Origin of the sequence: Pseudomonas sp. MF7453, from assembly GCF_016405455.1 — a bacterium.
GTDB lineage: Bacteria > Pseudomonadota > Gammaproteobacteria > Pseudomonadales > Pseudomonadaceae > Aquipseudomonas > Aquipseudomonas paralactis.
On sequence record NZ_JAEKCN010000009.1, the window covers coordinates 190,748 to 214,728 of the forward strand.

General features: G+C 56.5%; 19 protein-coding genes and 1 other RNA gene. 7 read left to right on the forward strand and 13 right to left on the reverse strand.

Translation table 11 applies throughout. The annotated features are described in order from the left end of the window. On the forward strand, window positions 1-2,079 hold the full coding sequence (gene brxL, locus JFT63_RS16100; protein ID WP_095027059.1) for a BREX system Lon protease-like protein BrxL: 2,079 nt from the start codon (window positions 1-3) through the stop codon (window positions 2,077-2,079). Between the two features lie 24 nt (window positions 2,080-2,103). On the opposite strand, the gene JFT63_RS16105 is transcribed toward brxL, so the two are convergent. The 6 genes from JFT63_RS16105 to JFT63_RS16130 form a co-directional block, all read right to left on the reverse strand. Next, window positions 2,104-2,406 carry a hypothetical protein gene (locus JFT63_RS16105; protein WP_095027078.1) on the reverse strand — a complete coding sequence of 101 codons (303 nt, stop codon included), beginning with the start codon at window positions 2,404-2,406 and terminating at the stop codon, window positions 2,104-2,106. Window positions 2,407-2,616: 210 nt separating this feature from the next. Further along, window positions 2,617-3,114, reverse strand: coding sequence for a RadC family protein (gene radC, locus JFT63_RS16110; RefSeq protein WP_095027060.1), 498 nt, complete (start codon window positions 3,112-3,114; stop codon window positions 2,617-2,619). A 52-nt stretch (window positions 3,115-3,166) separates the two neighbouring features. Continuing rightward, complete coding sequence (locus tag JFT63_RS16115) at window positions 3,167-4,087, reverse strand: recombination directionality factor (RefSeq protein ID WP_198844299.1); 921 nt, start codon at window positions 4,085-4,087, stop codon at window positions 3,167-3,169. 77 nt (window positions 4,088-4,164) lie between these two features. Then, window positions 4,165-5,169: a YqaJ viral recombinase family nuclease gene (locus JFT63_RS16120; RefSeq protein ID WP_095027062.1), complete on the reverse strand. Its 1,005-nt coding sequence runs from the start codon at window positions 5,167-5,169 to the stop codon at window positions 4,165-4,167. Window positions 5,170-5,250: 81 nt separating this feature from the next. Beyond that, window positions 5,251-6,219, reverse strand: coding sequence for a DUF932 domain-containing protein (locus JFT63_RS16125; RefSeq protein WP_095027063.1), 969 nt, complete (start codon window positions 6,217-6,219; stop codon window positions 5,251-5,253). A 75-nt stretch (window positions 6,220-6,294) separates the two neighbouring features. Further along, complete coding sequence (locus JFT63_RS16130) at window positions 6,295-6,624, reverse strand: hypothetical protein (RefSeq protein WP_198844312.1); 330 nt, start codon at window positions 6,622-6,624, stop codon at window positions 6,295-6,297. Window positions 6,625-6,871: 247 nt separating this feature from the next. Here JFT63_RS16130 and JFT63_RS16135 point away from each other — a divergent pair, with 247 nt between their 5' ends. Both JFT63_RS16135 and JFT63_RS16140 read left to right on the forward strand, forming a co-directional pair. After that, window positions 6,872-11,893, forward strand: a complete 5,022-nt coding sequence (locus JFT63_RS16135) for an AAA domain-containing protein (RefSeq protein ID WP_198844300.1) — start codon at window positions 6,872-6,874, stop codon at window positions 11,891-11,893. Then, on the forward strand, window positions 11,890-13,338 hold the full coding sequence (locus tag JFT63_RS16140) for a hypothetical protein (RefSeq protein WP_095027065.1): 1,449 nt from the start codon (window positions 11,890-11,892) through the stop codon (window positions 13,336-13,338). The genes JFT63_RS16135 and JFT63_RS16140 overlap by 4 nt, the downstream gene beginning before the upstream one ends. Window positions 13,339-13,496: 158 nt before the next feature. On the opposite strand, the gene JFT63_RS16145 is transcribed toward JFT63_RS16140, so the two are convergent. The 5 genes from JFT63_RS16145 to JFT63_RS16165 all read right to left on the reverse strand — a co-directional run bounded on the left by JFT63_RS16145 (window position 13,497) and on the right by JFT63_RS16165 (window position 20,419). Continuing rightward, entirely contained in the window at window positions 13,497-14,753 is a 1,257-nt protein-coding gene (locus tag JFT63_RS16145; protein WP_095027066.1) for an integrase domain-containing protein, read from the reverse strand. 184 nt (window positions 14,754-14,937) lie between these two features. Beyond that, window positions 14,938-15,334: a transfer-messenger RNA gene (gene ssrA / locus JFT63_RS16150) on the reverse strand. Window positions 15,335-15,428: 94 nt separating this feature from the next. After that, window positions 15,429-15,707 (reverse strand): hypothetical protein, encoded by a 279-nt coding sequence (locus JFT63_RS16155; RefSeq protein ID WP_020301768.1) that lies wholly within the window; start codon window positions 15,705-15,707, stop codon window positions 15,429-15,431. Window positions 15,708-15,843: 136 nt separating this feature from the next. After that, window positions 15,844-18,654, reverse strand: a complete 2,811-nt coding sequence (locus JFT63_RS16160; protein WP_198844301.1) for an FAD-binding and (Fe-S)-binding domain-containing protein — start codon at window positions 18,652-18,654, stop codon at window positions 15,844-15,846. A gap of 70 nt (window positions 18,655-18,724) precedes the next feature. Next, on the reverse strand, window positions 18,725-20,419 hold the full coding sequence (locus JFT63_RS16165; RefSeq protein WP_057711115.1) for a lactate permease LctP family transporter: 1,695 nt from the start codon (window positions 20,417-20,419) through the stop codon (window positions 18,725-18,727). A gap of 250 nt (window positions 20,420-20,669) precedes the next feature. Here JFT63_RS16165 and JFT63_RS16170 point away from each other — a divergent pair, with 250 nt between their 5' ends. Next, the gene (locus JFT63_RS16170) at window positions 20,670-21,437 is read left to right on the forward strand and encodes a GntR family transcriptional regulator (RefSeq protein WP_034117836.1); all 768 of its coding nucleotides are present in this window, start codon (window positions 20,670-20,672) and stop codon (window positions 21,435-21,437) included. Window positions 21,438-21,473: 36 nt separating this feature from the next. On the opposite strand, the gene smpB is transcribed toward JFT63_RS16170, so the two are convergent. Next, a complete protein-coding gene (gene smpB, locus JFT63_RS16175; RefSeq protein ID WP_005791513.1) occupies window positions 21,474-21,956 on the reverse strand; it encodes an SsrA-binding protein SmpB in 483 nt (160 codons plus the stop codon). A gap of 167 nt (window positions 21,957-22,123) precedes the next feature. Here smpB and JFT63_RS16180 point away from each other — a divergent pair, with 167 nt between their 5' ends. Next, window positions 22,124-22,558: a type II toxin-antitoxin system RatA family toxin gene (locus JFT63_RS16180; RefSeq protein WP_005791512.1), complete on the forward strand. Its 435-nt coding sequence runs from the start codon at window positions 22,124-22,126 to the stop codon at window positions 22,556-22,558. Then, the gene (locus JFT63_RS16185) at window positions 22,551-22,853 is read left to right on the forward strand and encodes an RnfH family protein (protein WP_198844302.1); all 303 of its coding nucleotides are present in this window, start codon (window positions 22,551-22,553) and stop codon (window positions 22,851-22,853) included. The genes JFT63_RS16180 and JFT63_RS16185 overlap by 8 nt, the downstream gene beginning before the upstream one ends. Before the next feature lie 63 nt (window positions 22,854-22,916). On the opposite strand, the gene JFT63_RS16190 is transcribed toward JFT63_RS16185, so the two are convergent. After that, complete coding sequence (locus JFT63_RS16190) at window positions 22,917-23,444, reverse strand: outer membrane protein assembly factor BamE (RefSeq protein WP_005791510.1); 528 nt, start codon at window positions 23,442-23,444, stop codon at window positions 22,917-22,919. Between the two features lie 98 nt (window positions 23,445-23,542). On the opposite strand from JFT63_RS16190, the gene fur reads away from it, so the two are divergent. After that, complete coding sequence (gene fur / locus JFT63_RS16195; RefSeq protein WP_003194220.1) at window positions 23,543-23,947, forward strand: ferric iron uptake transcriptional regulator; 405 nt, start codon at window positions 23,543-23,545, stop codon at window positions 23,945-23,947. Window positions 23,948-23,981 lie beyond the last annotated feature (34 nt).

A 23,981-nucleotide genomic window follows, 5' to 3' on the forward strand; every position in this document is an offset into this window, starting at 1 on the left:
ATGAATGAGCTCGACCAAAAGCTTACCGCCACCTTTGATGGCAAGGTACTGCGCAAGGATTTACTCCATCGGATTAAGAAGGGAACCAACGTCCCTACCTTCGTGCTGGAGTTTTTGCTTGCGCGCTTTTGTGCGAGTGATGATCAGGCCGAAATGGATGCGGGCATGGAGGCGGTGCTCGCCAGCCTACAAGACAACTATGTAAAGCCTGACGAGGCCAATGCCGCGCAGTCAAAGGTGGCAACCAAAGGCAAGCATCGCTTTATCGACAAGGTCCATGTTCGGTATGTCGAGAAGGAAAAGCGCCACTGGGCCTCATTGGAGAACTTCAATTCACAGCGTATCGCTATTGGCGAGAAGTTCTATCGTGACAATGACCGCCTACTGGAGGGCGGAATTTGGGCTGAGGTGACGTTGGCACATAACGCGATCGAAGAAGACGACTACGCGTTTTATATTGAAGACCTGCGCCCCATCCAGATCAGCCGCTTTGATTTTGACCGCTACTGTGATGGTCGTACTCAGTTCACCCGTGACGAGTGGATTGCGGCGATTTTGCGCACCGTTGGCCTGGAGCCAACAAAGCTGTCAAAGCGCGTGTGCATGCACTTTATTGCGCGCCTGGCTGCCCTCGTCGAACCAAATTACAACTACATTGAGCTTGGGCCACGCGGCACTGGGAAGTCGTATTTCTTCAGTGAATTTTCGCCCTACGCCACATTGATTTCAGGTGGACAGGCGACCAAGTCGGCGCTGTTCTACAACAACGCACGCCGTAAGGTTGGTCTGGTTGGGTTTTGGGATACCGTGGCTTTCGACGAAGTAGGCGGCATCAAAGTCAAAGATCCGGACACCATTCAAATCATGAAAGATTTCATGGCGAATGGTCGCTTTTCGCGTGGCGCTGAAGTGATCGCTGATGCCAGCCTTAGCTTTGTTGGCAATTTCGATCTATCCGTTAGCCAAGTAGTTAACTCGGTTGAGCATGATCTTTTCCAACCGTTGCCCGCTGAGTTTGACTTGGCGATCATGGATCGATTTGCAGCCTACATACCTGGCTGGGAAATGCCCAAGAACAGCAGTGAATTTCTAACCAGTAGCTATGGGTTCATTACCGACTACCTAGCGGAAGCATTTCACTACCAGTTCAAGCACACCAATCGGTACGAAGAAGTCAGCAAACGCATCCGACTTGGCAAGAGTGTTGAGGGCCGCGATGAAAAAGGCATCAAGAAGACCGTCTGTGCCTTCCTGAAAATTCTTCACCCTACCGGTTCTCCGACCGATGAGGAGTTCGAAGAATATGTTGCCTATGCAGTTGAGTGCCGTCGACGTGTGAAGGAGCAGATGAATAAACGCAAACCCGATGATGAGTTTGCGCGCATCGATCTCTCATTCCTTAATGCGCAGGGGCAAGAGGTTGTTATCTATTGCCCTGAATCGAAGGATGCCGCAGCTACACAGCAACCGTTAAGACGGCAGCTCAACGACAAACTTGCACCTGCGCGTGACGTTGCGACAGAGGCTATACAAGAGCCACGGGTGCCGGAACCTGTCAGCAAAGTCGAAGCAGCTCCCCCTGACGTCACCCCTGTTGTTGTTCAAGACGAGTTGTTGGATAAGCACTTCACGATTATGTACGGTGACGTCGGCCACAGCTACGAGTCGATCATTGGCCCCTACCTGCGAGGAGCAAAGACGGTCGTCATTGAAGACCCGTACATTCGCCTTCAGCACCAGATCCAGAATTTCGTTCGCTTTTGTGAGTGCGTCTTAAAGGCCGGAACGGTGAAGAAGATCAGCCTCATTACCGGATACGACGACAACACGCAGCTAGCCGATATTGCAGAGAAGCTGGAAGAGTTGAAGCAGAGCTTGCTCGAGATGGATGTGGAGCTTGAGGTCAAACTCAACCCTAACTTGCACGATCGGGAAGTCCGCCTGGACAACGGTTGGGTTATCAAAATCGGGCGAGGGTTGGATTTTTATCAAAAGCCGGGTGGTTGGTTTGAGGTGGGAGCGAACGACTTGAGCCTGCGAAAGTGCCTTGAAACCAAGGTGGATATTTTTCGTGAGTAAATTGAGAACCACTGATATTTGCTGTCATAGCCAATGTTCAGGTACTTCTATTCCGTAGTTCTTAGACACTGTTTTCAATGTGGAGACGATCTCGGCGTGTTGAGTTCTGTTGGTTTGATTCCAGGTAGCACGGCAGTCAAGTAGGTTTTTCAGCGCGCTCAGGTTGTACATTCCTAGCCGATGGAAATTTCCCCAGCTGGGAATGCCGAACAGGTTGTAGATGACCACGGTGGCGTCGCGTTCGCTGGCCAAGCGCTTGTCGCCAGTCAGCTTCTCAGCAGCTTCCTCGGCTTCGTCGCGGTCGTCGTAGGTGTTGAGTAATTTCATCATTGTCTGGTTTAAGTCCTATCGGGCTGCAGATTCTGCCTGACCGGCAAAAAAAGAACATCAATAGGAGCTACTCAGGGAAAGCCGCTTGACTGCGGCTTTCCCTGAGTATGAGACCTATCCAATTAACCCCGCTGCATTCGACTGAAGATACAGCACGCAAGCTGAACGTGATGCCAGTCTATCGGACGGAGTGTCTGGGCCTTTCGGTTACAGATACCCCCGTTCAGCCAACGACACGCAGCCGTCATGACCCACCACCACATGATCCAATATCCGGGTACCGACCAAGTTAAGTGCGTTCTTGAGGGTGGTGGTCAATGTGCGATCGGCCTGGCTAGGCTCTGGGTCGCCGGAGGGATGGTTATGAACCAGGATTACGGCCGCCGCGTTGTGCTCTAAAGCGATCTTCACCACTTCCCGTGGATACACGCTGGCACCATCCAGCGTGCCTCTGAACAGTTCTCTGAAACCTATCACCCGGTGCTTGGCATCAAGCATTAGCAAGGCAAAGACTTCATACTCATGGTACTGCAGCAGTGTTTGCAGGTGACTAAAAACCTGCTTCGGCTCAGTCAGCGCTCGGCCTTTAGACAGGCGACTCATCGCCAGTTGTTGAGCCATCTGCAGGATGTCAGCTTCGGTGACTGGAGTCTCCATGACATAGGTACCGGTCGTTTCACCGGCTACAAGCTTGTGATATTTCATGCGTGTATTCCTGTGCGTATGCGTGAGAACGGTGGGGGGGTGAGCAATCCGGTTACTGAACGGTGGCCTTGCCGTTATGTCGCATGACTTGCGACTCCAGCTTATGGGCGAGTGAAGGTTTGGCAGGCGCTGCCAGTTGGGCCTGGGACTCTATAGGGCTGGGCTGATCTTCAGCTTTGGGGAAGAACTCCTCGACGATAACGCCGCTGTCTTCCTCGCTATCTTCAAAGGCTCCATTGTTAAAGCCCTGCCGGGCTGCGCGATCCAAGGCCGGTTGGTCAAAACCTGAGGCCTGCCGGGCCTCATCCAGTTGCTTAGCCGCGAGCAATGCGTCATCCATGCTCAGTCCACTGCGTACAGTGATATCGACGTAGAAAATCGGTGTGCCATGGCTCTGCCGGGTGGATTTGCCGCGCAAACGCAGCTCCAGCGGCAGGCAGGCCAGGCGGTTACCGGAGATGGCCTGGAAGTACTGCAGGCGTGCCGCCAGGGTGCGGATGCTGTTGAAGCCGGTGGTACGGAAGACAAAACTGCCCAGCGGGTCATCATCGCCAATCACCACGTTCAGCCGGCCATAGGGCTTGCAGGCATGGCCTTGGGCCAATGAGCAGCCATCCGGCGAAGGGCAGGGCAGCGTCTGGATGCCGTCCTTGGTCAAGCGCTTGCAGGTGTCACCATTGCCGACGCACAGCGGCCGGCCGCTGGTACGGTCGAAAAAACTGTAGTCGGCGCGAAAATTCAGATCGGGCTCGTTGAACAGCAAATGGATGGGAATGTTGCGCAACTTGCCGTCCTGGCCATGGCGCAGCTCTTCATTAAGAGGGTGCAGCAACCAGCCGTCGCGATTTTGTACCTGCGAGGTGAGGGTGAGTTGATCGTCCTTCTCGGGAAGACGCTTACCGTTTTTCTCGACGACCTTGCCGATGGAAATGCGCCCGAGCACGGGCGGGGTGATGGCCAGACCTTTGAGCATGATGGTTCTCCTGCATCTGAAAATAAAAAAGCCACCGGGACATGAACGGTCCGGGTGGCTTGAGTGAGGGGGTGTATTCAGGCGATCAGAAAGCGGCGACTGCCTTCGCGGGCCTTGCTGTAGCGGATCTGCAGATAGGGTTTGTCCTTGAGCATCTGTTCGACATCCAGACCAATGCTGTCTTTGGACTTCTTCCAGCTGATATAGCCTTCGGTAAATTCCGCACGGGTGGCTTCGCCCATGGCCTGCTGCAGGACTTGCTTGAGCTGCGCCTCTCTCGTCTCCTGCTGGGCAATGCTCTGACGCACAGCCTTGAGTTCCCGGTAGGTGCTGACCAGCTCCGTGTGCTGGCTGAAATCCAAGGTCTGACCGTTGTCCTCGGGGTAGAGGCAGCGTAACGCCGCCTCGGCGGAGGCAGTACCATCGGCCGGTGGCGGGGTATCACTGACCACGTAATCCCAGAACAGCCGCTCCAGGTCGATCAGCCGAGCAATCATCGAATCGTCGCGTTCGATGCGATGGATCTCCAGGTGCTGACCACCGAGCAGCACCGCGACATCCGCTGCCTGTTTACCCGTCACGGCCAGCTGGTGCATCACTTGCAACTGCACATACTCCGGCACACCCTCTTTCCAGAGGCGTGCGCCGTTGATGCCGGCAGTCTTGCATTCAAGGATCTGTACAGCGTTAGCGCCGATGACCTCGCGGTCGATGTTGGCCAGCATCCACGGCAGTTGAGGATCAGGATGCTGCAACACGGCATTGACTCGCCGTACCCGGTTGCCGGTGCGCTGGGTGTAGTGGGTCGCCACAATCGGTTCCAGGATGTTGCCCCAGTACGCTGGGCTCTCTTCATCCTGCGGATCGAGTTTGGGCAGTGAGGTGTCACGACCGGTTTTCTCCAGCCACAGTTCCAGCTGGGATTTGTAAGGATTGAGCCCTACGGCAGCGGCGGCATCCGAGCTGCCAATGCCTTGTTTGCGCACGGCCAGCCAGTCCTCGCGAGGGAGTTGTTTGGTTCCCACCAGGCGCAAGGCAGGGCGGGGTTTACTGCAGGATTGTTGCAGCGTTTGCGTTTCCATGATGTTTTCCTATCCGGCATAAAAAGCGCCCGGCCAGCAGGAGCTGTCCAGGCGCTTTAATAGTTGAGTAGGTGAGTGTGGCTAGGCGGCGAGTTGCAGTGCTGCGTTCAGTGCGCGCTCTTTGAGGGCTCCGCCGGCCCCAAACCACGCGGAGTCCATGCGGTATTCAGTACTTCGGGCACGTCGTTCGTGATCGACGTACTCGGTCACTGCGTTGAGCAAGCCCCACGCAGTGCCTTGAGCTGATTCGAGCGTCGCTCCACGACCTTGGCCTTCGTACAGGCTTTGAACCTTACGCAGGGCTCGCTCATTCGGAAGCACTTCCGGCATGGGGCTGTTTGGGTTGACGTCACACAGCACATTCATAAAGAAGCCCATGGCTTCATGCCACTGCACTTTGCGTTCCGCCAGTGCGCGCATGCGGTACATAAACTCATCCCATTGCGAGACAGCGATGCCAAGTTGCTTCTTCACGGCCTGCGAATCAAAGCGGGTGTTGTGTGGCACCTTGATCGCGCGGGTAGCGCCATTCAGGGATATGGTCAGGGTATTGTTGCAGACCACGCGCACTGTTGTCGGAGTGGCGGTGGTGGCCAGGGTGCCGTCGCAGGAGGTTGCTAGTAGAAGATAGCCATTCACCTGATCATTACCCTTCAGTGCGGTTGTCTGCCCCGTCCTGGCCAGAGCCCAGAACTTGCGGCCACCTTTGAGTATCCCAGCTGTTTCCAACTCGTAGCCTGAGACCTCAGTCAGGTCCCGGTAGAACTCCAGCACCTCACGAGGCTGCACAACCTGGTAGCGGTTGGAAACTACCGACAAGGGGGCCTTGGTGTCGGAGCGATACAGCACCTTCTGTTCCGGAAAGGAGTGAATCGTGCCGAGGTTACCGACAGTGTCTGCCTTGAAGTGAACTGGACTTTCCTGAATCTGCCAGTTCATGCCAGCTTCGCGTTGCCAGACTTCGAGTGGTTGCTTTTGCGTCAGGCGGTTACCCAGACCATGCCAAGGGGTAGCGCCAACGTAGGCCATTTGTTCGACGAGATGAGCCATGGGAGTGATTCCTTTGGGCGTGCTGGCATAAGTGCTGCGCGAGCGCAGCACTGGCCGAAGAATTTTGTAAGAGGATTAGGCTGGTAGGTTGAAGCGATGATTGCAGGCGAGGCAGAGGTTGTTGGCAAGCACGTGGCGATCGAGCGACTCACCCAGTTGGGCGCCGAGCGCACAGCCGCCGACACCGCCGGCCAGGCCGCCTAGGATGGCACCTGACACTGAGCCGAGGGTGATGCCGACGGGCCCGGCGATAGCGCCGATAAGCGCGCCACCCTGACCACCTGCTAAAGCTGCGCTGACGCCACGGGCTGCACCGCCTACGGTGCCGATGGCAGCCCCGATTTTCATGGCGTGATGGAAAGAGGCAACTTTGGGGGAATGACAGCGAGGGCACTGTAATGACATGGGACGAACCTTCTTGGTGTTGATGTCATTACGGTTATGTAGGACTGAGAATTTTTCGAATTGAATGCTTTTGCTGGCCACTTCGGCGCCTCTCCCCTAATCCTAGAGAGCAGAAGGGCCTTGACCCTTTGGCCACTTCAAACATGATAATGCATCACTTAATTCAAGTGATCCTGACGCGAATGCCAAGGCGCGCAAATGGTCTTTTGAAGCACGTTTCTCGCTTACGAATTTGGAGTTTGAGGATATGGAGGTCGTGTACTGGGAAGGTGGCCTTCTGCGCCACGAAGTTGCTGCCATCGAGGCCATGGAGAAAACCTTCAAGGGCTCCGAACCGTCCAATAGGTTATCCACAGCGAAGGGGGGGATGGCTCAGCAGTTGAAGGCTCTTGCCGCCGGGACGGGAGGGATGTGGCCCTGGTGCGGATATGCGGGTTTCCGTTTTGCGGACGCTCGAGGCGCAGAGGGTGAGTTTGACCTTGTTATTGTGACCCACAAGAACGTGCTTATCGTAGAGCTGAAACACTGGCACGGGGAAATCACATACAGCGGCGGGAAGTGGTACCAGAACGGCAGCGAACGCGGGCGCTCACCGGTTGCCGTAACTCAGAACAAGCTCTTTCTGCTGCAAAGGAAGCTCCAAGCTATCAAGTCGAGTTTCCCAGACAACCGCGTACCTAACATTCAGTTTTGCGTTGTCCTCACCGGCGATTGCACCTTTGCCGACTTACCCGACAATGAACTCAACCACGTTCTGACGCTTACGGACTTCTTGACGCTCGCGAACGAGGGTCAATACAACAAACGGTTCCGGCCGCACCCGGCTCAGCAGGGGCTGAATCAGCATTTCGACGTGTTCGATCGCTTGCTCAACAAAGGGAATACGAAGCCGAAAGAGCTGATCGTTGATGGTTTCAGGGCTCAGGAACTGATTTTCGAGCACCCTGCTAAGGTGTATGTCGAGCACCAGGCGAAGAACGACAACAACAAAGACGAGCGTGCGCTGCTGCGTCTTTGGGATTTCTCCAAGCTCGATGATCTGGATGCCAAAACGCCGGAGGGGCGATTCAAAATCCTTTCACGTGAACGTGACGTGTTGGTCTATCTGAGTAACCGGGACTTGGACCTGGGTAGACGCTGCCTTCGGCCGATGAAAAATCCTTCAAGGGACTCTGTGACCCAAGAGTATTCCGAGCTTTGTGAGTTGCCTTCGGAGCACTATCGTCTAAACGAATTCATCCATCGCTATGTGGGGCAGTTCGATCAGTCTGGCCGGATACGGTTAGTAAAGGTCTTGGTCGCGCAGTTCTCGCTTATGCATGGGTTCAAAGTCGCTCACCGCGATCTCGGTGACCATAGCATTTGGTTTTCACCGGACAGCAGTATCTCGCTGTCAAATTTTATCGCCGCATATCACCAGCCAGCAGGAACGGTCGGTCCACGTCGTGACCAGCTGAGCATCGGCGCAATCTGCATGCCAGAGGACACCAACCCTGATGTTTATCGGGGAACACCGTTTCAACGGGATGTCTTCGCGCTTGGTCTCATGTGCTGGCATCTCATCACGGCGACCGCGCTTCCGCTCAAGTTTGAGATCACGCACATTGAGAGCGCGCGCCGTGAGCTAAGTAGCTCGGACGATTGGTACGCTGCAGTACTTCTTCGGGCTATGGAGATTGACCCTGCCGACCGTTACCCCGACGCTGCTGCGCTGCTCGACGCATTGAACCGGGACACGCCAAGAATTGATGGGGCATTCGAATTTGATCACAGCGTTCTGGAGCGCTTCGGGTCGAGCGGATTCGTCCCCTACAAGGTTTTTCCGGTAGAAGATGAGCTTGTCGACTCCGAGGTCAAGGAGGTGTATCGGTCAGGTTCTCACGTAGTCAAGATATGGCCGACCCTTCACGCCAACTCAGTCTCTGGCGGTGAAGGGTCTATGCTGCTTGCATTCTTTGAGCGGCTCGAGTTGTTGCAAAAGAGTGGCTATGAATTCCTACCGGAGATCGAAAGTTTTGGATACGGTAAAGGCGGGACGCCGTTTCTGATACAGCGCCATGTCGAAGGATGCGACTGGAGCGGGCTGCAGAAGCTTGAACGCGATACCGCCTTCATCGTGGCCCGGAAGCTAATAGCTGCGGTTGAATGTCTTCACGAGCAGCAGGTAAGTCACGGTGATATCCACCCTGAGAACGTGAAAGTATGCGTTACTGCCGGCGATCCGGCCTCCTATGCTGTCTACCTGCTGGACATGCCTGACTTATGCGCCTCTGGCACCCAGCCGTTCAATCATCGATACAGCCCACTCTTAGAGAACTGTACCGTCATTGAGCGAGACAATTTTGCTGTCATGCGCATGACGGTCGAGCTACTAGGGATGGACTGGGATGAACCTAGCGATGCTGATATTCCCGACCTCAGAGCAGCAATCGACCAGGAGCGGCAAAGCGAGTCAGGATTCATCTCTATCGAGCGATTTCGGGACGCTCTTGAAGACGCGAGTAATCCACCCAAGGCTCGCCCATCAATCGCAATCGATATCGCAAGCCGAGATGAGGTTGAGGGGTTTACCATCTACCCCGATAACGGCCGGCTATACATCAAGATTACCTCGGATAGGCAGGACCCGAAGCTTCTGGTCGTAAGCTTCGATGGTATTGGTGGCGCGTTCCGTGCCACCTACGATCCCGCCACAAGAGTGTTCATCAAAGCTTTTGGGCCGAGGGTGCAGGACAGTGTTCGGCAGCGCGAGGTCCAAGATGCCGACTTTGAAGTCGACGTTAACATCAAGGTTTCCGTCTGCCGATATTCCAATCTAGCCACACTGACTGGCTTCATGGAGCAGCAGTCGGGTTTTGGCGACCTGGCAATCAGTATCCTCAACGACTTTCGTGCAGCTCTCCTCGAGCAAGATGACGAAGAACCATCCGGACCCGGACCGGTCGTTGATGCGGTATTAGAGGAGGGCACCGATCTAGCTCCCTCGGAACCATCCCGCAAGCCATACCCGGTAACCAAAGTATGGAAGGCGATTCTGGAGACCGAGACTGAGGCCTTACCAAGTGTTGAGGTTGCTGATGCGCCCAGGGTGCACAAAGATGGGGTCGGGCTGCTGATTCCGTATTCGGCGGAGAGGGAGGTCCTCGAATCATTCGATTCAGATGAAACGGTTTATCTCTCAAGGCGGAGGGACGGTAAGACAATCGATTTGGGCGCAGTCAATATCCGTCTAAGCACCCAGTCGGAGATCTATTTGGCTCTATCGAAGCAGGCCAAAGGCATTAAAGTTGACGACCAGCTGTTCTTGCAATCGCGGTCGACCCGAACCTCCTTTTCACGTCGCAAGCGCGCGACTGAACGCATGCTGCAACGCCTGTCAGTCGTCCCGAATCTTATCGACTATTTTGACGAGGAGTGCGATGCGAAACCCGAGCGATTCAATGAACCGCCGACAGAACATCACTTCAGAATGTATGAGCGTCAGGCTCCTGACGGCACCACCGTCGGACTGAATGACGCACAGAAGGAAGCATTTGCGCGGCTCGTCAGCACTGGACCTCTTGGCTTACTGCAGGGGCCGCCCGGTACCGGTAAGACCGAATTCATCGCTGCGTTCAGCCATTACCTAATCAGTGAGGTTGGTGCACGAAATATTTTGCTTACCAGTCAATCGCACGAAGCGGTGAACACCGCAGCTGAGCGTATTCGCTCCCACTGTCGAAAACTCAATACTGACCTCGATGTGGTGCGGTTCAGCAATAGAGAGCAGGTTGTTTCTGACGAACTACGGGATGTTTACTCCCGCTCTATCGTTAGCCAGCAGCGCGAGTCATTTCGCGCCGAGATGGCGCATCGGCTGAGTCTCATGGCCCCATCCCTTGGCGTGAGCGCTGCCTTTCTCGAGCGGTTGGTCACCGTCCTGCAGAAAGTTGGTGGACTTGTGAAAGGTCTTGCTCGACTAACTGCCGACTTGGAGTCGGAAGAAAGTTACGAAACGACCGGAAACGACAATTCGGTGACTTTGGGCGAGATGCGCTCCGAGCTCCTAGAGTTGATGCGCCATGACTTCGAGGTTGAGGTTGACGAGGAGGGCGCCCCCCTAATGTGGTTGGAGCAAGTCCAGAACAAGATAGCCAGTGACTTCGGCATTCGTAGCCATGAACTGAAACGCTGTCTGGCGTTGATTACGCTCTCCGACGACATGCTTGAGCGCATGGGCAGCGAAAAGGCCAACTACGATGAGTTTTTGGTGAGAACCCGCACTTTGGTGTGCGGCACCTGTGTCGGTATTGGCTTGAACCACCTCAAGCTTGCTGACGGCAGATTTGACTGGGTGATTATCGATGAAGCTGCCCGTTCCTCGCCAACAGAACTAGCGATCGCCATGCAGGTTGGTCGGCGAGTACTCCTTGTAGGAGACCACCGGCAGTTACCGCCTTTCTATGAAGATGAGCACAAGAAAGCCATCGCCAGGTCGTTGGAGCTCCACACGACCTCTGGGGAGTTCCAGCACATCATGCGCAGCGACTTCGAGAGGGCATTCGAGTCCCCTTACGGGCAGTTGGCTAGCGCCACGCTTAAAACCCAATATCGGATGCAGCCCCCAATCGGCGATATGGTCTCGGAGGTTTTCTACCAGGGGCTGCTGGAGACAGGTGAACGGCTCATACCAGAACATTTCGACCTTGCTCCTGGTTGTCTGGAGCAGGTGTGCGGCTGGTTGGACACTGGCACCCTTGGCAGCAGGGCATTCCATCAATCGCCCAATGGCAGCATGAGCTTGATCAACCACGCCGAAGTAGACGCGATCATGCAGATGCTCAAGGAGATCGAACAGCAGACTGAGTTTTCCGATGGGCTCATTGATGAGATGAGCCGTACGCAAGAGCCTGCAATCGGCATCATTTGCATGTACGGCGATCAGAAGAAGCTAATGCGACGAAAGTTTGCGGAACAGAACTGGCCGGATGCATTTAAGCGATTGGTCAAAATAGACACGGTGGATAGCTACCAGGGAAAGGAAAATCGCATCGTGATAATTTCACTTACGCGCTCGTGCGCGGACCAGTCCCCTGGGTTCCTACGCTCATCTAACCGGGTGAACGTAGCTCTATCCAGAGCAATGGATCGGCTAGTAGTGGTCGGGGATATGCGAATGTGGGCTGGGAGAAATGCGGAGTTGCCGCTGGGTAGGGTCTGTACGTTCATTCGAGAGCGTCAGCACAAAACCGGCTATGCAATCATTCCGGCAAAAGGAGCTGCAAAATGACTACGAATGAGCTTCGTTTGTTTGAGGTTGATATCAGCGTCCCGGTTCAGCAGTTCCGTATTGAGTACACCCTAGTTGAGCAGGGCGGGTTGCCTTTTGTTCCAGAGTTCCTGTTACGACTGTTGAGGGTCTCAGCACTACCGCCTGCGGACATTGCCCGTTTTTTCGGGTTCACGCCGAAGGAGGTCAGTACCGCTCTCTTGCCGTACTTGCAGCAAGGCGAACTGACCCTCGCCGCTGATGGACGCGTGGCGCTTACCGAAAAGGGGCTGAGACTGTTCGCTGGCGGTGGTGAAACCCCTATCGTTAAAGGGCGCAAGGAGTACCGGAAGACTCTTGCATTCGATCTACTCGCCTACTCCTTCGTCGAGCATAAGAAGCATCGCTTAGAGACCCCGAGGTGCTCTGTAGTTCTGAGCGCAGATCCTGCTATGCGCGCCGAATCCGTGGCGGGTGCAGAGCGAGCGTTTCAGCACAATCTATTCAAAATCTATCGGTCCGGTGAGCTTTGTGGTCAGGTAGACGAAATGCAGGTGCCTGAGCTGTACAAAGTCAGCCAGGTTCGGAAAGAGCGGGAGGGTTATATCCGGTTTGCAGAAGCTTACTGCCTCGACTTGGAGACGATGAACTTTGGGTTCGCAGAGCATGCCGGGCTGCCCGAGGAAGATCTTTACATCGCCCAGCGAAGTCTCCAGGTGGCAGGACTTGTAGGGCGGCGCAATATCGAAACGTTGGTTGCCTTTGCTGACAGAATAGGCGATCAGCATACGCTAGACATTCTCTCGACTGGCGTCCTCGATCTAAGCAAGGCTGCGCAAGCATCGATTGCAACTTTCAGAGCGGGTCAGGCCGAAATAGAACCGATCTACGGTGCTCTACAGATAACGCGCAACTGGGATCGAGCGGAATACCTCCTATCCAAATATGCGAAACGACTTGCGAGCGAAGATGCCAATGAGCCTGTTACGCTAACTTGGCTGGCCCCGGCTGCCCATGGTTTGTGGGGCAAGTGTTCGCGCCACAGTCAGGCATTGAGCACGTTTGTTGGTTCTGCAACATTGAAGGCCAGTGGGAAGGAGAAGTCAGTCTTCAGCCCGAGACTACTCATCCCGCTGGCCGATCAGCACGACGACCAGGCGCGACGCCGAGCTTTTAACGAATGCAAAGAGGCTGAGTCGGTCCTTCATAGCTTTATAGAGTCCGATGCACTGTCAGCGCTTGAGATTGTGAGCCTTGTGGATTCGTTTGCGATTGTTGTCTACCACCTAGTCCAGCCCGACCTGCATCCGGTGCCAATTCCCTTTGGCTTTATCACTGAAGACAAAGGAATGGTGCGCCGGATTGAGGCCGCCATAGAGGATAGGCTCGCGGAATACACAGAGGGCAATGTGCCGCGGTATCTCGGGCCGATGACGAAAAGCTCGAATTCGCTGAAGCGTATGTAGCGACAACTTTGGATTGGTAGATGGGGCTCGTTGAACCATTGCTCAAGAAGATGTACGCAACGATGAAGTCCGATGTAAAGGAGTCCATCGACGAGGTGTCGGAGCAATGACGTTCTTTCTACTCGTGAACCATTGGTTTTCCGACACTGGGTCGTAGGTCAACGTATCGGCACGACTTTTCTGTCCCTGTTTTCCTTGATAGCTGACACTGACAGGTTGCCGGTAGCTGCTTCTTGGATGTGCTCGCTCCACCAAGCCATCATTGGGCGTCTGCGCTCGATGTAGTCCGCTCGGTTGTAGGCGCTGCGTACCTCGTCTTTATCGACGTGGGCAAGCGCAACCTCGATCAATTCAGGATCACAGCCGTGCTCATTGAGAATGGTGCTCGCCATTGAACGCATGCCATGACTTACCAGGCGCCCTTCGAACCCCATGCGCTTCAGCGCCATGTTGGCGGTCTGGCTGTTGCAGTGGGTGCGAGGGTTCCGGTCTGCAGGAAACACGTACTCCCTGTGTCCACTGTAGGGCTTGATGGCCTCAAGGAGCGCCAAAGCTTGTTCAGTGAGCGGAATGATGTGTATCCGACGTTTCTTCATGCGCTCAGCCGGTATCGTCCAGATCTTCTTCTCGAAGTCGATATCAGCCCAGCGCGATGTGGCCGCCTCGGCTGGCCGAGTCATGGTGTGAAGTTGCCACTCAATCAGGCAGCGCGTAGTTCTTTTTATGCTGGCATTAGCAATTGCCAACATGAGCTCTTTCAGCTCGTCGGGCGCCAGGGCGGCCATATTTTTCTTTTTGGGCTTTTTGAAGACGGCGCGGATTCCACTGAGTGGATTCGCGTGAATTAATCCCGAGTTGACACCATAGGTCATAATTTCATTGAGGCGTTGGGTCAAGCGCTTAACAGTTTCAAGACTGCCCTTCGTCTCAAGGGGGCGAAGCAAATTTATGACTTTTGGGGCGGTGATAGCAGAGATCGGGGTGGCGGCCAGATCAGGGAAAACGTGCAGCGTGAGAGAGCGCCAAATATCTTCGGCGTACGCTGGGGTCACTGAGTCCTTTTTGAGCTCGAACCACGCTGCCGAGATATTTTCGAAAGTGTGTTCCGTGGCTGCTTTTTTCGCGTGCCGCTCGGCGTCGCGTTTCTCTTTAGGGTCCAGCCCCTGGGCGACGAGCTCTCTCGCTTCCACGGTTTTCTTGCGTGCTTGAGCCAGGCTTACCTCAGGAAAGGTGCCCAATCCCATGTTTATCCGCTTTTTCGTCACGGGTTGGATGTAGTTGAAATTCCATAGCTTTGAGCCATTGATTCTCACTCGCATCTGAAGGCCGTTGCCATCGGTGAGTATGTAGTCCTTTTCCTTTGGCTTCGCGGCTTTGACTTTTACGTCTGAAAGGCGCGTGGCTTGGGCCCCCATGGTGTATTCCAGTGCTGTTTATGTATTCCAAAAAATAGCAGGTGAGGGCTTGGAATACCACTTGGAATACACGAAATCGTAGATGGTCACGGATGCTGGTGGACGCTAGCGGACTCTAAGCCCCTGTATTCACTGGATTTCAGGCACAAAAAAAGACGTCCGTGGACGTCTCTAGATGTTAATTTGGTGGAGCCGGGGGGATTTGAACCCCCGTCCGCCAGTACTCCGCTGTCGGTACTACATGCGTAGCCGTTTCTATTAAGTTAACCCTCAGCGACCCGAAGGGCAGGGTGCTTTGGGCGAGTTGTGTAAGTTTTAGCCGCTTCGTCCACAACGTACTGCACGGCGATTCTGTTCTATATGACAATCACTTTGGGTTTACAGACATCCCCTGGTGATTGCTGGACCCGAAGGTACCAGAAGCTCAGGGCTAAGGCTGCTTACGCAGCGAGAGCGAATTCCTGGCCGTAGTTTTCGTCATTGGCAACTATAAGAAGTTGCAACAGTGGATTTACGAGTTCTGTTACCAACTCGGCATGCACCTAAAGTTTCGCGACCGGCGTCGAATCCTAAACGGCCCCGTGCTTGTAACTCGTTGTTTCTTAGTGAGTGACAAGCCTGTGCAGTGTACGCCAAAACGTCAGCGAAGGCCAACCCGAAGGTTGGCCCTCTCGCTTACTGGCCGCCTTTCTCGCTGTTCTGCAGGTCTTGCAGGGCCTTGGAGGTGATTTCGATGCATTTCTTCTCATCACCGGCGGCGTGGGCGGCCTTGGCCTGGGAGACGGCGGTGTCTATTTCGCCACTTTTACCGCTGGTGTCGGTGGCGAGCAGGGCTTTGCCGTTGTTGATTTTGTCCAGGTTGATCTGGCACAGGTCTTTGTCACCGGCGGCGAAAGCGGGGGAGGCGAGCATCGCAGCGGTCATGAACAAGCCAGCAAGAGCGGAACGCTTCATAGGGTGTCTCCTTGCGCAAAAGGGCTCGACGCTGCTGGCGGGCAACCGCTGCCAGCGACATCACTGATTGGCCTCGTTGGTCGAGGCCTATGCAGATGACTGCGCCGGTGCGCGAGGGTTCGGTTTTTTTGCCGGGTCAGTGGGGGCGGGCGCGGGTGACGCGGTCTACCAGGTAGACCAGGCCGTGGTAGTCGATGCCGCCATGCTGGCTCAGGCCGATCTCGCAGGTGCGGCTGGTGGAGATGCCTTCGCTGCAATATTGCACGGCGTCCTTGAGTGAGCGCAGGGAGTGGGCGTTGAGTTCCGGGGTGGTGAAGCCTTTGTCGCCGGCAAAGCCGCAGCAATGAATGCCTTCGGGGATCACCACGGTTTTTGCGCAGCGTCGTGCCAGTTCGATCAGGGCCTGGCTTTCGCCCAGGTGTTGGGTGCTGCAGGTGACGTGCACGGCGATGGGCGCTTCCTGGGGTGTGAAGTCGAGGCGATCCATCAGGTGGGTGCGGATAAAGCGCACGGGGTCGTAGAGGTCCAGGCGCGTTTCTCCCAACTCTTGCACCAGGCGTAGGGTGCAGGGGCTGGTGTCGCAGTAGATGGGGTCGAGGCCGCCGCGGCTGGCGTGGAGCAGGGCGCCGATCAGTTCCTGGCGCTTGTGTTCGGCCTGCTCGGCGTAGCCTTTGGAGGCGAAGGGTTGGCCGCAGCAGAGGCTGTCCTGATTGTCGGGGAAGACTACCTGGTAGCCGGCTTTTTCCAGCAGCTGGCGGGTTTTGTCGTACAGTGACATTTGCTCTTTATCACCGGCTGCCGGGCCCATGGCGCGGGAGACGCAGGCGGCCAGGTAAACCACACGCGGGCGCGCGTCCGTCACAGCGGGGCTGAAGCGGATGGCTTTTTCGGGCTGTGGCATGGCGTTGGTCCACTGCGGAATTTGCCCTTTGGACAGCTTGGTCAGCGTGCTCGAGAGCCTGGCCAGCCGTGGGGCGCCCAGCAGCATGCGTGCGCCATTGGCGACGTGCAGTGTAAAGCGCGCACCTTGCAGTGCGGTGGCGAAATGGCTGGCGAGCCAATCGGCGGTTTTCGTACGGTCGGCCTCGCGGCTGCGCAGCTTTTTCACCAGGTCGCCAGTATTGATGCCTACAGGGCAACGTTGCGCGCATAAGCCGGTGGCGGCGCAGGTGTCGATGCCCTGGTAGTGGTAGGCCGCTTCCAGTTCGGTGGTGTCCACGCCTGCGCGTTTTTTGGCCTGGATGTCGCGCCAGATCACAATGCGCTGGCGCGGGCTCAGGGTCAGGCCTTTTGATGGGCACACCGGTTCGCAGAAGCCACACTCGATGCACTTATCCACAAGCTCATCGGCGGCGGGCAGGGGCTTGAGGTGTTTGAGGTGGATCTGCGGGTCTTCGCTGAGTACCACGTCCGGGTTGAGGATGCCGTTGGGGTCGAGCAGGCGTTTGAGCTGCCACATCAGTTGATACGCGTCGCTGCCCCATTCCAGTTCGACGAAAGGGGCCATATTGCGGCCGGTGCCGTGTTCGGCCTTCAGCGAGCCACCGAACTCCACGGCCACCAGTTGCGCGACGTCGTCCATGAACGCTTGATAGCGCGCGACTTCTTCGCTGCTGTTGAAGCCTTGAGTGAACACAAAGTGCAGATTGCCTTCCAGGGCATGTCCGAAAAGGATGGCTTCGTCGTAGTGGTGTTTGTCGAACAGTGCGATCAGGCGGTTCACGCCAATCGCCAATTGTTCTACCGGGAAGGTGACGTCTTCGATGATCACGGTGGTGCCGGTTTTGCGCACGGCACCTACGGCGGGGAAGGTGTCTTTGCGGATGGCCCACAGGCGTGCGTTTTCCAGTGGGTCTTCGGTGAAGTCGACTTGTTGCTCCACGGGAAACGCCGCCAGGGAGGCCATGATTCGCGTCAGTTGTTCGTGCAGCAGCGATGGCGAAGCAGCGCGCGATTCGATCAGCAGTGCGCAGGCGTTTTCCGATAAGTGTTGTACGAAGTCGGGCATGCCCGGTTTGTTTTGCACCGAGCGCATACTGCGTCGGTCCAGCAGTTCAACGGCGGAGACTGGCTGGGTTTTCAGCACGGTGACTGCGTTGCAGCAAGTTTCGACATCCGGGAAGACGATCAGCGCCGAGGCTTTGTTGGGGTGATCGATCACGGTGTCGTAGGTGACCGCACTGATAAACCCCAGGGTGCCCTCGGAGCCGACCAGCAGGTGGCTGAGGATATCCAGCGGGTCATCGAAATCCACCAAGGCATTGAGTGACAGGCCGGTGGTGTTTTTCAGGCGGTATTTATGGCGGATCTTTGCCGCCAGCTCAGTATTTGCCCGTGTCTCGCGGCCCAGCAGGGCGAGGCGTTCAAGCAGTGCGCTATGTGACTGGCGGAAGGCTTGCACGCTGGCGGCATCTTCGGTGTCCAGGCGGCTTCCATCGGCCAGTACCAGGCGGATGCCCGCCAGGGTGTGGTAGGTGTTTTGCGCCGTGCCGCAGCACATGCCACTGGCATTGTTGGCGACGATGCCGCCAATTTTGCAGGCGTTGATCGACGCCGGGTCTGGGCCGATCTTGCGCCCGAATGGCGCGAGCCAGGCGTTGGCCTGGGCCCCGATGACGCCGGGTTGCAGGCGTATCTGTGTGCCTTGCCCGCGAATTTCGCGGTGGTTCCAGTTATCACCCAGCACGATCAGCACCGAGTCGCTGATCGCCTGCCCCGACAGGCTGGTGCCCGCTGCCCGGAAGGTCACCGGCACATGATCGCGCTGGGCCAGTTGCAGCAGCGCGACGACTTCGTCTTCTGACTCCACGCGGATCACCAGCTGTGGGATCAGTCGGTAGAAGCTGGCGTCGGTGCCGAAGGCGAGGGTGGAAAGTGGATCGTCGAAGCGGCGATCTTGCGGGATCAGTTGTGCGACGTCGCTCAAAAAAGCAGCAGGCAGGCTCATCGGTCCTCCAGAAATAGCAGACGCCGGCATCGTTGTCCGGCGTCGATTCTTACCCTATTACGTGCAGGTCTCAGTGCACCAGCATACCGGTGAACCAGTACGCCTGTGCCAAGGTGATCAGCCCGACGATGGTGGCAAAAAACAGGCTGTGCTTGAGGGTAAAGCGGAACAGATCGGACTCCTTGCCCACCAGGCCAGTGGCTGCGCAAGCCACGGCGATCGATTGCGGCGAGATCATTTTGCCGGTCACGCCGCCGCTGGTGTTGGCGGCTACCAGCAAGGTGTCGTTGACGCCAATCTGGTGGGCGGTGGTGGCTTGCAACGAACTGAACAGAGCGTTGGATGAGGTATCCGAGCCTGTCAGGAAAACCCCAAGCCAGCCGAGGAATGGCGAGAAGAACGGGAAGGCGGCGCCGGTACCGGCCAATACCAGGGCCATGGTCGAGGACATGCCGGAGTAGTTGGTGACGAAGGCGAACGCCAGCACCATGCCGATGGAAAGAATCGGCCAGCGCAGCTCAAAGAACGTCTCTTTTAAAGTGGTAAGACCAGTTTTGACGTCAATTTTCAGTACCAGCATCGAGACCAGCGCGGAGAAGAAAATCGCAGTGCCGGTGGCCGAAATCGGGTCCAGCTTGAAGACGGCGGGGATGGCGGTGGGGTTAGTCACGATTGGCGCGACTTTGATTACCATTTGATCCAGATGAGGGATCGCGAAGTTGAACACCCAGCTGTACATCGAACCGCCCGCGGCGAACATGGCCTTGAAAGGTTTGAGGGTCCAGATGGTGACCAGCACGGTCAGGATCAGGAACGGCGACCAGGCCTTGAAAATCTGCCCCAGGCTGTAGGGTGAAACCACTGTGCTGCGCGGCAAGCCAAAGCCGCCGGCGCTGGAGGTGACCGCTACGCTGGAGGTAGCACCGGCAATCTGTGCGCCTGCGGTGCGCTTGGGTTGCCAGATTTTCAGGAACAGTGTCAGGGCGATCAGGCTGGCGAGTGCCGAGGTGATATCCGGCAGTTCCGGGCCAATAAAGTTGGAGGTGAAATACTGGGTGACGGCAAAGCTCAAGCCGGCCACCAGGGCTGCCGGCCAGGTTTCACGCACGCCGCGCAGGCCGTCCATCATGAACACCAGCCAGAACGGCACGAACAGCGACAGCAGCGGCAGTTGGCGGCCGGTCATGGCGCCGATCTTGAATGCATCAATGCCCGTAACCTGGCCTGCGACGATGATCGGGATGCCCAGTGCGCCGAACGCAACCGGCGCGGTGTTGGCGATCAGGCACAGGCCCGCGGCGTACAGCGGATTGAAGCCCAGGCCCACCAGCAGAGCGGCGGTGATGGCCACAGGCGCGCCGAACCCGGCGGCGCCTTCCAGGAAGGCGCCAAAGCAGAAACCGATCAGCAACACCTGCAAGCGCTGGTCATCGGTGATCGACAAGACGGAGCTGCGGATGATCTCGAACTGCCCGCTCTTGACCGTCAGTTTGTAGAGAAATACTGCCGCCACGATGATCCAGGCGATCGGCCACAAGCCATAGGCAAATCCGTAACCGGCCGCTGCCAGCGCCATGTCGACCGGCATCTGGAAGGCGAAGATGGCGACCAGGATCGACAGCGCCAGGGTGATGCTGCCGGCCACATGGCCTTTGAGGCGGAATACGGCCAGGGCCAGGAAGAAGAACACGATGGGAATAACGGCGGCCAGTGCGGACAGGCCGAGGCTGCCGAGTGGGCTGTAGAGCTGTTGCCAGGTTTGCATATGGGGTGGCCCCTGATTGTTGTTGTTTGGTCAGCTTGGATAATTGGTAATACCAATTTACAGTTGCTGTGGGCTAGATTAAGAGCCTTGGCAGGGGTGTGTCAATTTGCCGCTCGTCAAACTTTGGTCTGAGAGTAGGTGTCGAGTGTTCTGATCGGGTAAATCGAAGGTGTTCTGATAGGTGCTGCAAGCGCGGCGATAGGCCAGAATAGGGGCCCCGGCGAGTGGTCGGGATGGTGGAGAGTGAGTTATGGGGTTTGATCAGGTGCGTCAGCGCCGTTTGTCTGACGATATAGTCGAGCAGCTTGAGGGCATGATCCTTGAGGGCACGTTGAAGTCGGGCGAGCGCTTGCCGGCGGAGCGCGCTTTGGCTGAACAGTTTGGTGTGTCGCGACCTTCATTGCGTGAGGCGATCCAGAAGTTGGCGGCCAAGGGTTTGTTGGTCAGTCGACAGGGTGGCGGCAACTATGTGGTGGATTCCCTGGGCTCGACCTTCAGTGATCCGCTGCTGCATCTGCTGGAAAACAATCCTGAAGCGCAGCGCGATCTTCTGGAGTTTCGCCAGACCCTGGAAGCTTCGTGTGCTTACTACGCAGCATTGCGTGCTACCGAGGTCGACCGTGAGCGGCTAACGGCGGCGTTTGAGGCGCTGCAGGATTGTTATGCGCGCGCCGACGAGGTGAGCCGAGTGGAGGAGGGTGCTGCGGATGCAAGGTTTCACTTGGCGATTGCCGAAGCCAGTCATAACGCCGTGTTGCTGCACACCATTCGCGGGCTGTTCGACCTACTCAAGCGTAACGTGGTGACGAATATTGGTGGCATGTATCAGCAGCGTACCGAGACCCGCGACATGTTGATCAGTCAGCATCGGGACCTGTACCTGGCGATTATTGAGGGGCGGGCCGAGCAGGCGCGCGAAGTTTCAACACGGCATCTGCTGTATGTGCAGGAGGTGTTGGAGGAAGTGCGTCAGGAGGTTCAGCGCGTAGCGCGGGCGGAGCGACGTAAAGGCATGTAGCCGCGGGCGCTACCCGCGGCTACATCGTCACAAGGGCTAGTCTTCCTTGCCCTTGTTGCGCACGGCGCGATGCAGTTCGCGATTGGAGTCGCGCTCGCGCTCGGTGTCGCGCTTGTCGTATTCCTTCTTGCCCTTGCCCAGTGCGATTTCGCACTTGACCAGGTGCTTGCTCCAGTACCAGGACAGGCAGACGCACGCGTAGCCTTTTTGCTGCACGGCCGCGGCGAGCTTTTCCAGTTCGCGGGCATTGAGCAACAGCTTGCGCGTGCGTACCGGGTCGGCAATCACGTGGGTGCTCGCGGTGGTCAGCGGGGTGATATGACTGCCGAGCAGCCACGCCTCGCCATCCTTGAGCAGCACGTAGCTGTCGACCAGCTGCAGTTTGCTGGCACGCAGACTTTTTACTTCCCAGCCGGCCAGGACCAGACCAGCCTCGAACCGATGTTCGATGAAGTAATCGTGTCGCGCCTTTTTATTTTGCGCGATGGTCCCTGTGGGGTGTTTCTTTTGTTTAGCCATAGGGGCGGCATTATAGGGAGTTGCGAGCGTGTCGGCTACGGTCAACCTGCGTGCTTGAGCGTGTTGGACGAATCCCGGACAATACGGGCAGTTCTTTGGTTTTTTTCGCTCGCGGATTGGGCTGTACTTTCGCGATGTTTGCCTTAAGCAGTGGAAGTAACGCTCACATGACGACGCATATTCAACGTTCGGCCCTGCTGCCCTATCCGGCACAGGCGCTCTATGACCTGGTCAACGACGTGGCGCGTTACCCGGAATTCCTGCCTTGGTGTTCGACTGCCGAGGTTTTGGAGAGCAGTGATGAGCACATGGTTGCCAGTGTCGGGGTGGCCAAGGGTGGCCTCAGTCAGCATTTTGTTACCCGCAATGTGCTGGTGCCGGGCAAGTCCATTGAAATGAATTTGCAGGAAGGGCCGTTTACGCAGCTGCACGGCGTGTGGGTGTTCAAGGCGCTGACGGATAAGGCCTGCAAGATCAGCCTGGATCTTTCGTTCGATTATGCCGGCCCCATTGTGCGGGCGACGTTGGGGCCACTGTTCAATCAGGCCGCCAATACCTTGGTGGACGCTTTCTGTCAGCGAGCCAAGCAATTGCATGGTTGATATTGAAGTGGTGTATGCCGATGTCGATCGCCAGGTTCTGCTGGCGGTAACGATGCCGGCGGGCACAAGCTTGAGGGCGGCAGTGCTGGCGTCGGGCATTGCAGAACATTTTCCGCAGTTGGCGTTGGCGGACTGCACGCTGGGCATCTTCGGTAAGGTGGTGGCGGACGCTGATGTGCGCGCCGTGCAGTCGGGAGATCGAATTGAGATCTACCGGCCGTTGCTGGCAGATCCCAAGGAAATACGCAGGCTGCGTGCGGCCAAGGCGGCGATGTTCAAGCGGCAGAACACCTAAGCTTGCCAACCGGCAGGCAACAAAAAGCCCGGCATGCCGGGCTTTTTATCGAGCGCCGCAAAATTATTGCGGGCTGGTGTCCAGAGGCTGTGGCGTCGGGACGGGCACAGTTTCTACGCCGTCGACGTCTTTCTGGATCTGGTCCAGCAAGGAGCCTGGCTTGGCCGGCACCTCGGATTTTGGCTTTTCGGCTTCCTGCGCAGGCGCGGTCACGTTAGTGCCGCTGTCCTTGCCCAGCAAGGCTTCATCGCGGCTTACGCCGGGCATGAAGTCACCGGACAGGCTCACGAGCTGGTCATTGCCATTGAAGATGACACTGACGCGCTCCTGTTGGCGTTCACCGCCACCAGGCTGCAGGCTGTAGAGATAATCCCAGCGATCGGCATGGAAAGTGTCGGTCAGCAGGGGGTTACCCATGATAAACCGTACTTGCCGTCGGGTCATTCCCGGGCGTAACTGGTCTATCATGTCCTGCGTGACGACATTGCCCTGCTGGATGTCGATTTTGTAAACCCCGGGGAATGAACAACCGGCGAGTGCGAGCAGTCCCACAAAGGTGAAACTGGTTAGCAAGAGCTTGGTGTTTTGCATCGGTGGGCGACTTCCACTATCTTGGCTGGGACAACGTAAACGCCGATCATACCCGTATTAAGAGAAGCTGCGAAGCAGCATCCGCGAGAAAGCTAACCATGGTTGAAAATAGCGAACTACGCAAAGCCGGTCTCAAAGTGACTCTGCCACGAGTCAAGATTCTACAAATGCTCGATTCTGCTGAGCAGCGCCACATGAGTGCCGAGGATGTTTACAAGGCGCTGATGGAGTCTAACGAGGACGTCGGTCTGGCCACGGTCTACCGTGTACTGACCCAGTTTGAAGCCGCAGGGCTGGTGGTTCGCCATAATTTCGACGGCGGTCATGCCGTGTTCGAATTGGCTGACGGTGGCCACCATGACCACATGGTTGATCTGGATACCAATGAGGTTATCGAGTTCACCAGCCCTGAAATCGAAGCGCTGCAGCACAAGATTGCTGAGGAGCACGGTTTCGATTTGGTCGACCATAATCTGGTGCTGTACATCCGTAAGAAAAAGTAAAAATCGACGCAGTTTTGCTCTGCGAAACGATTGA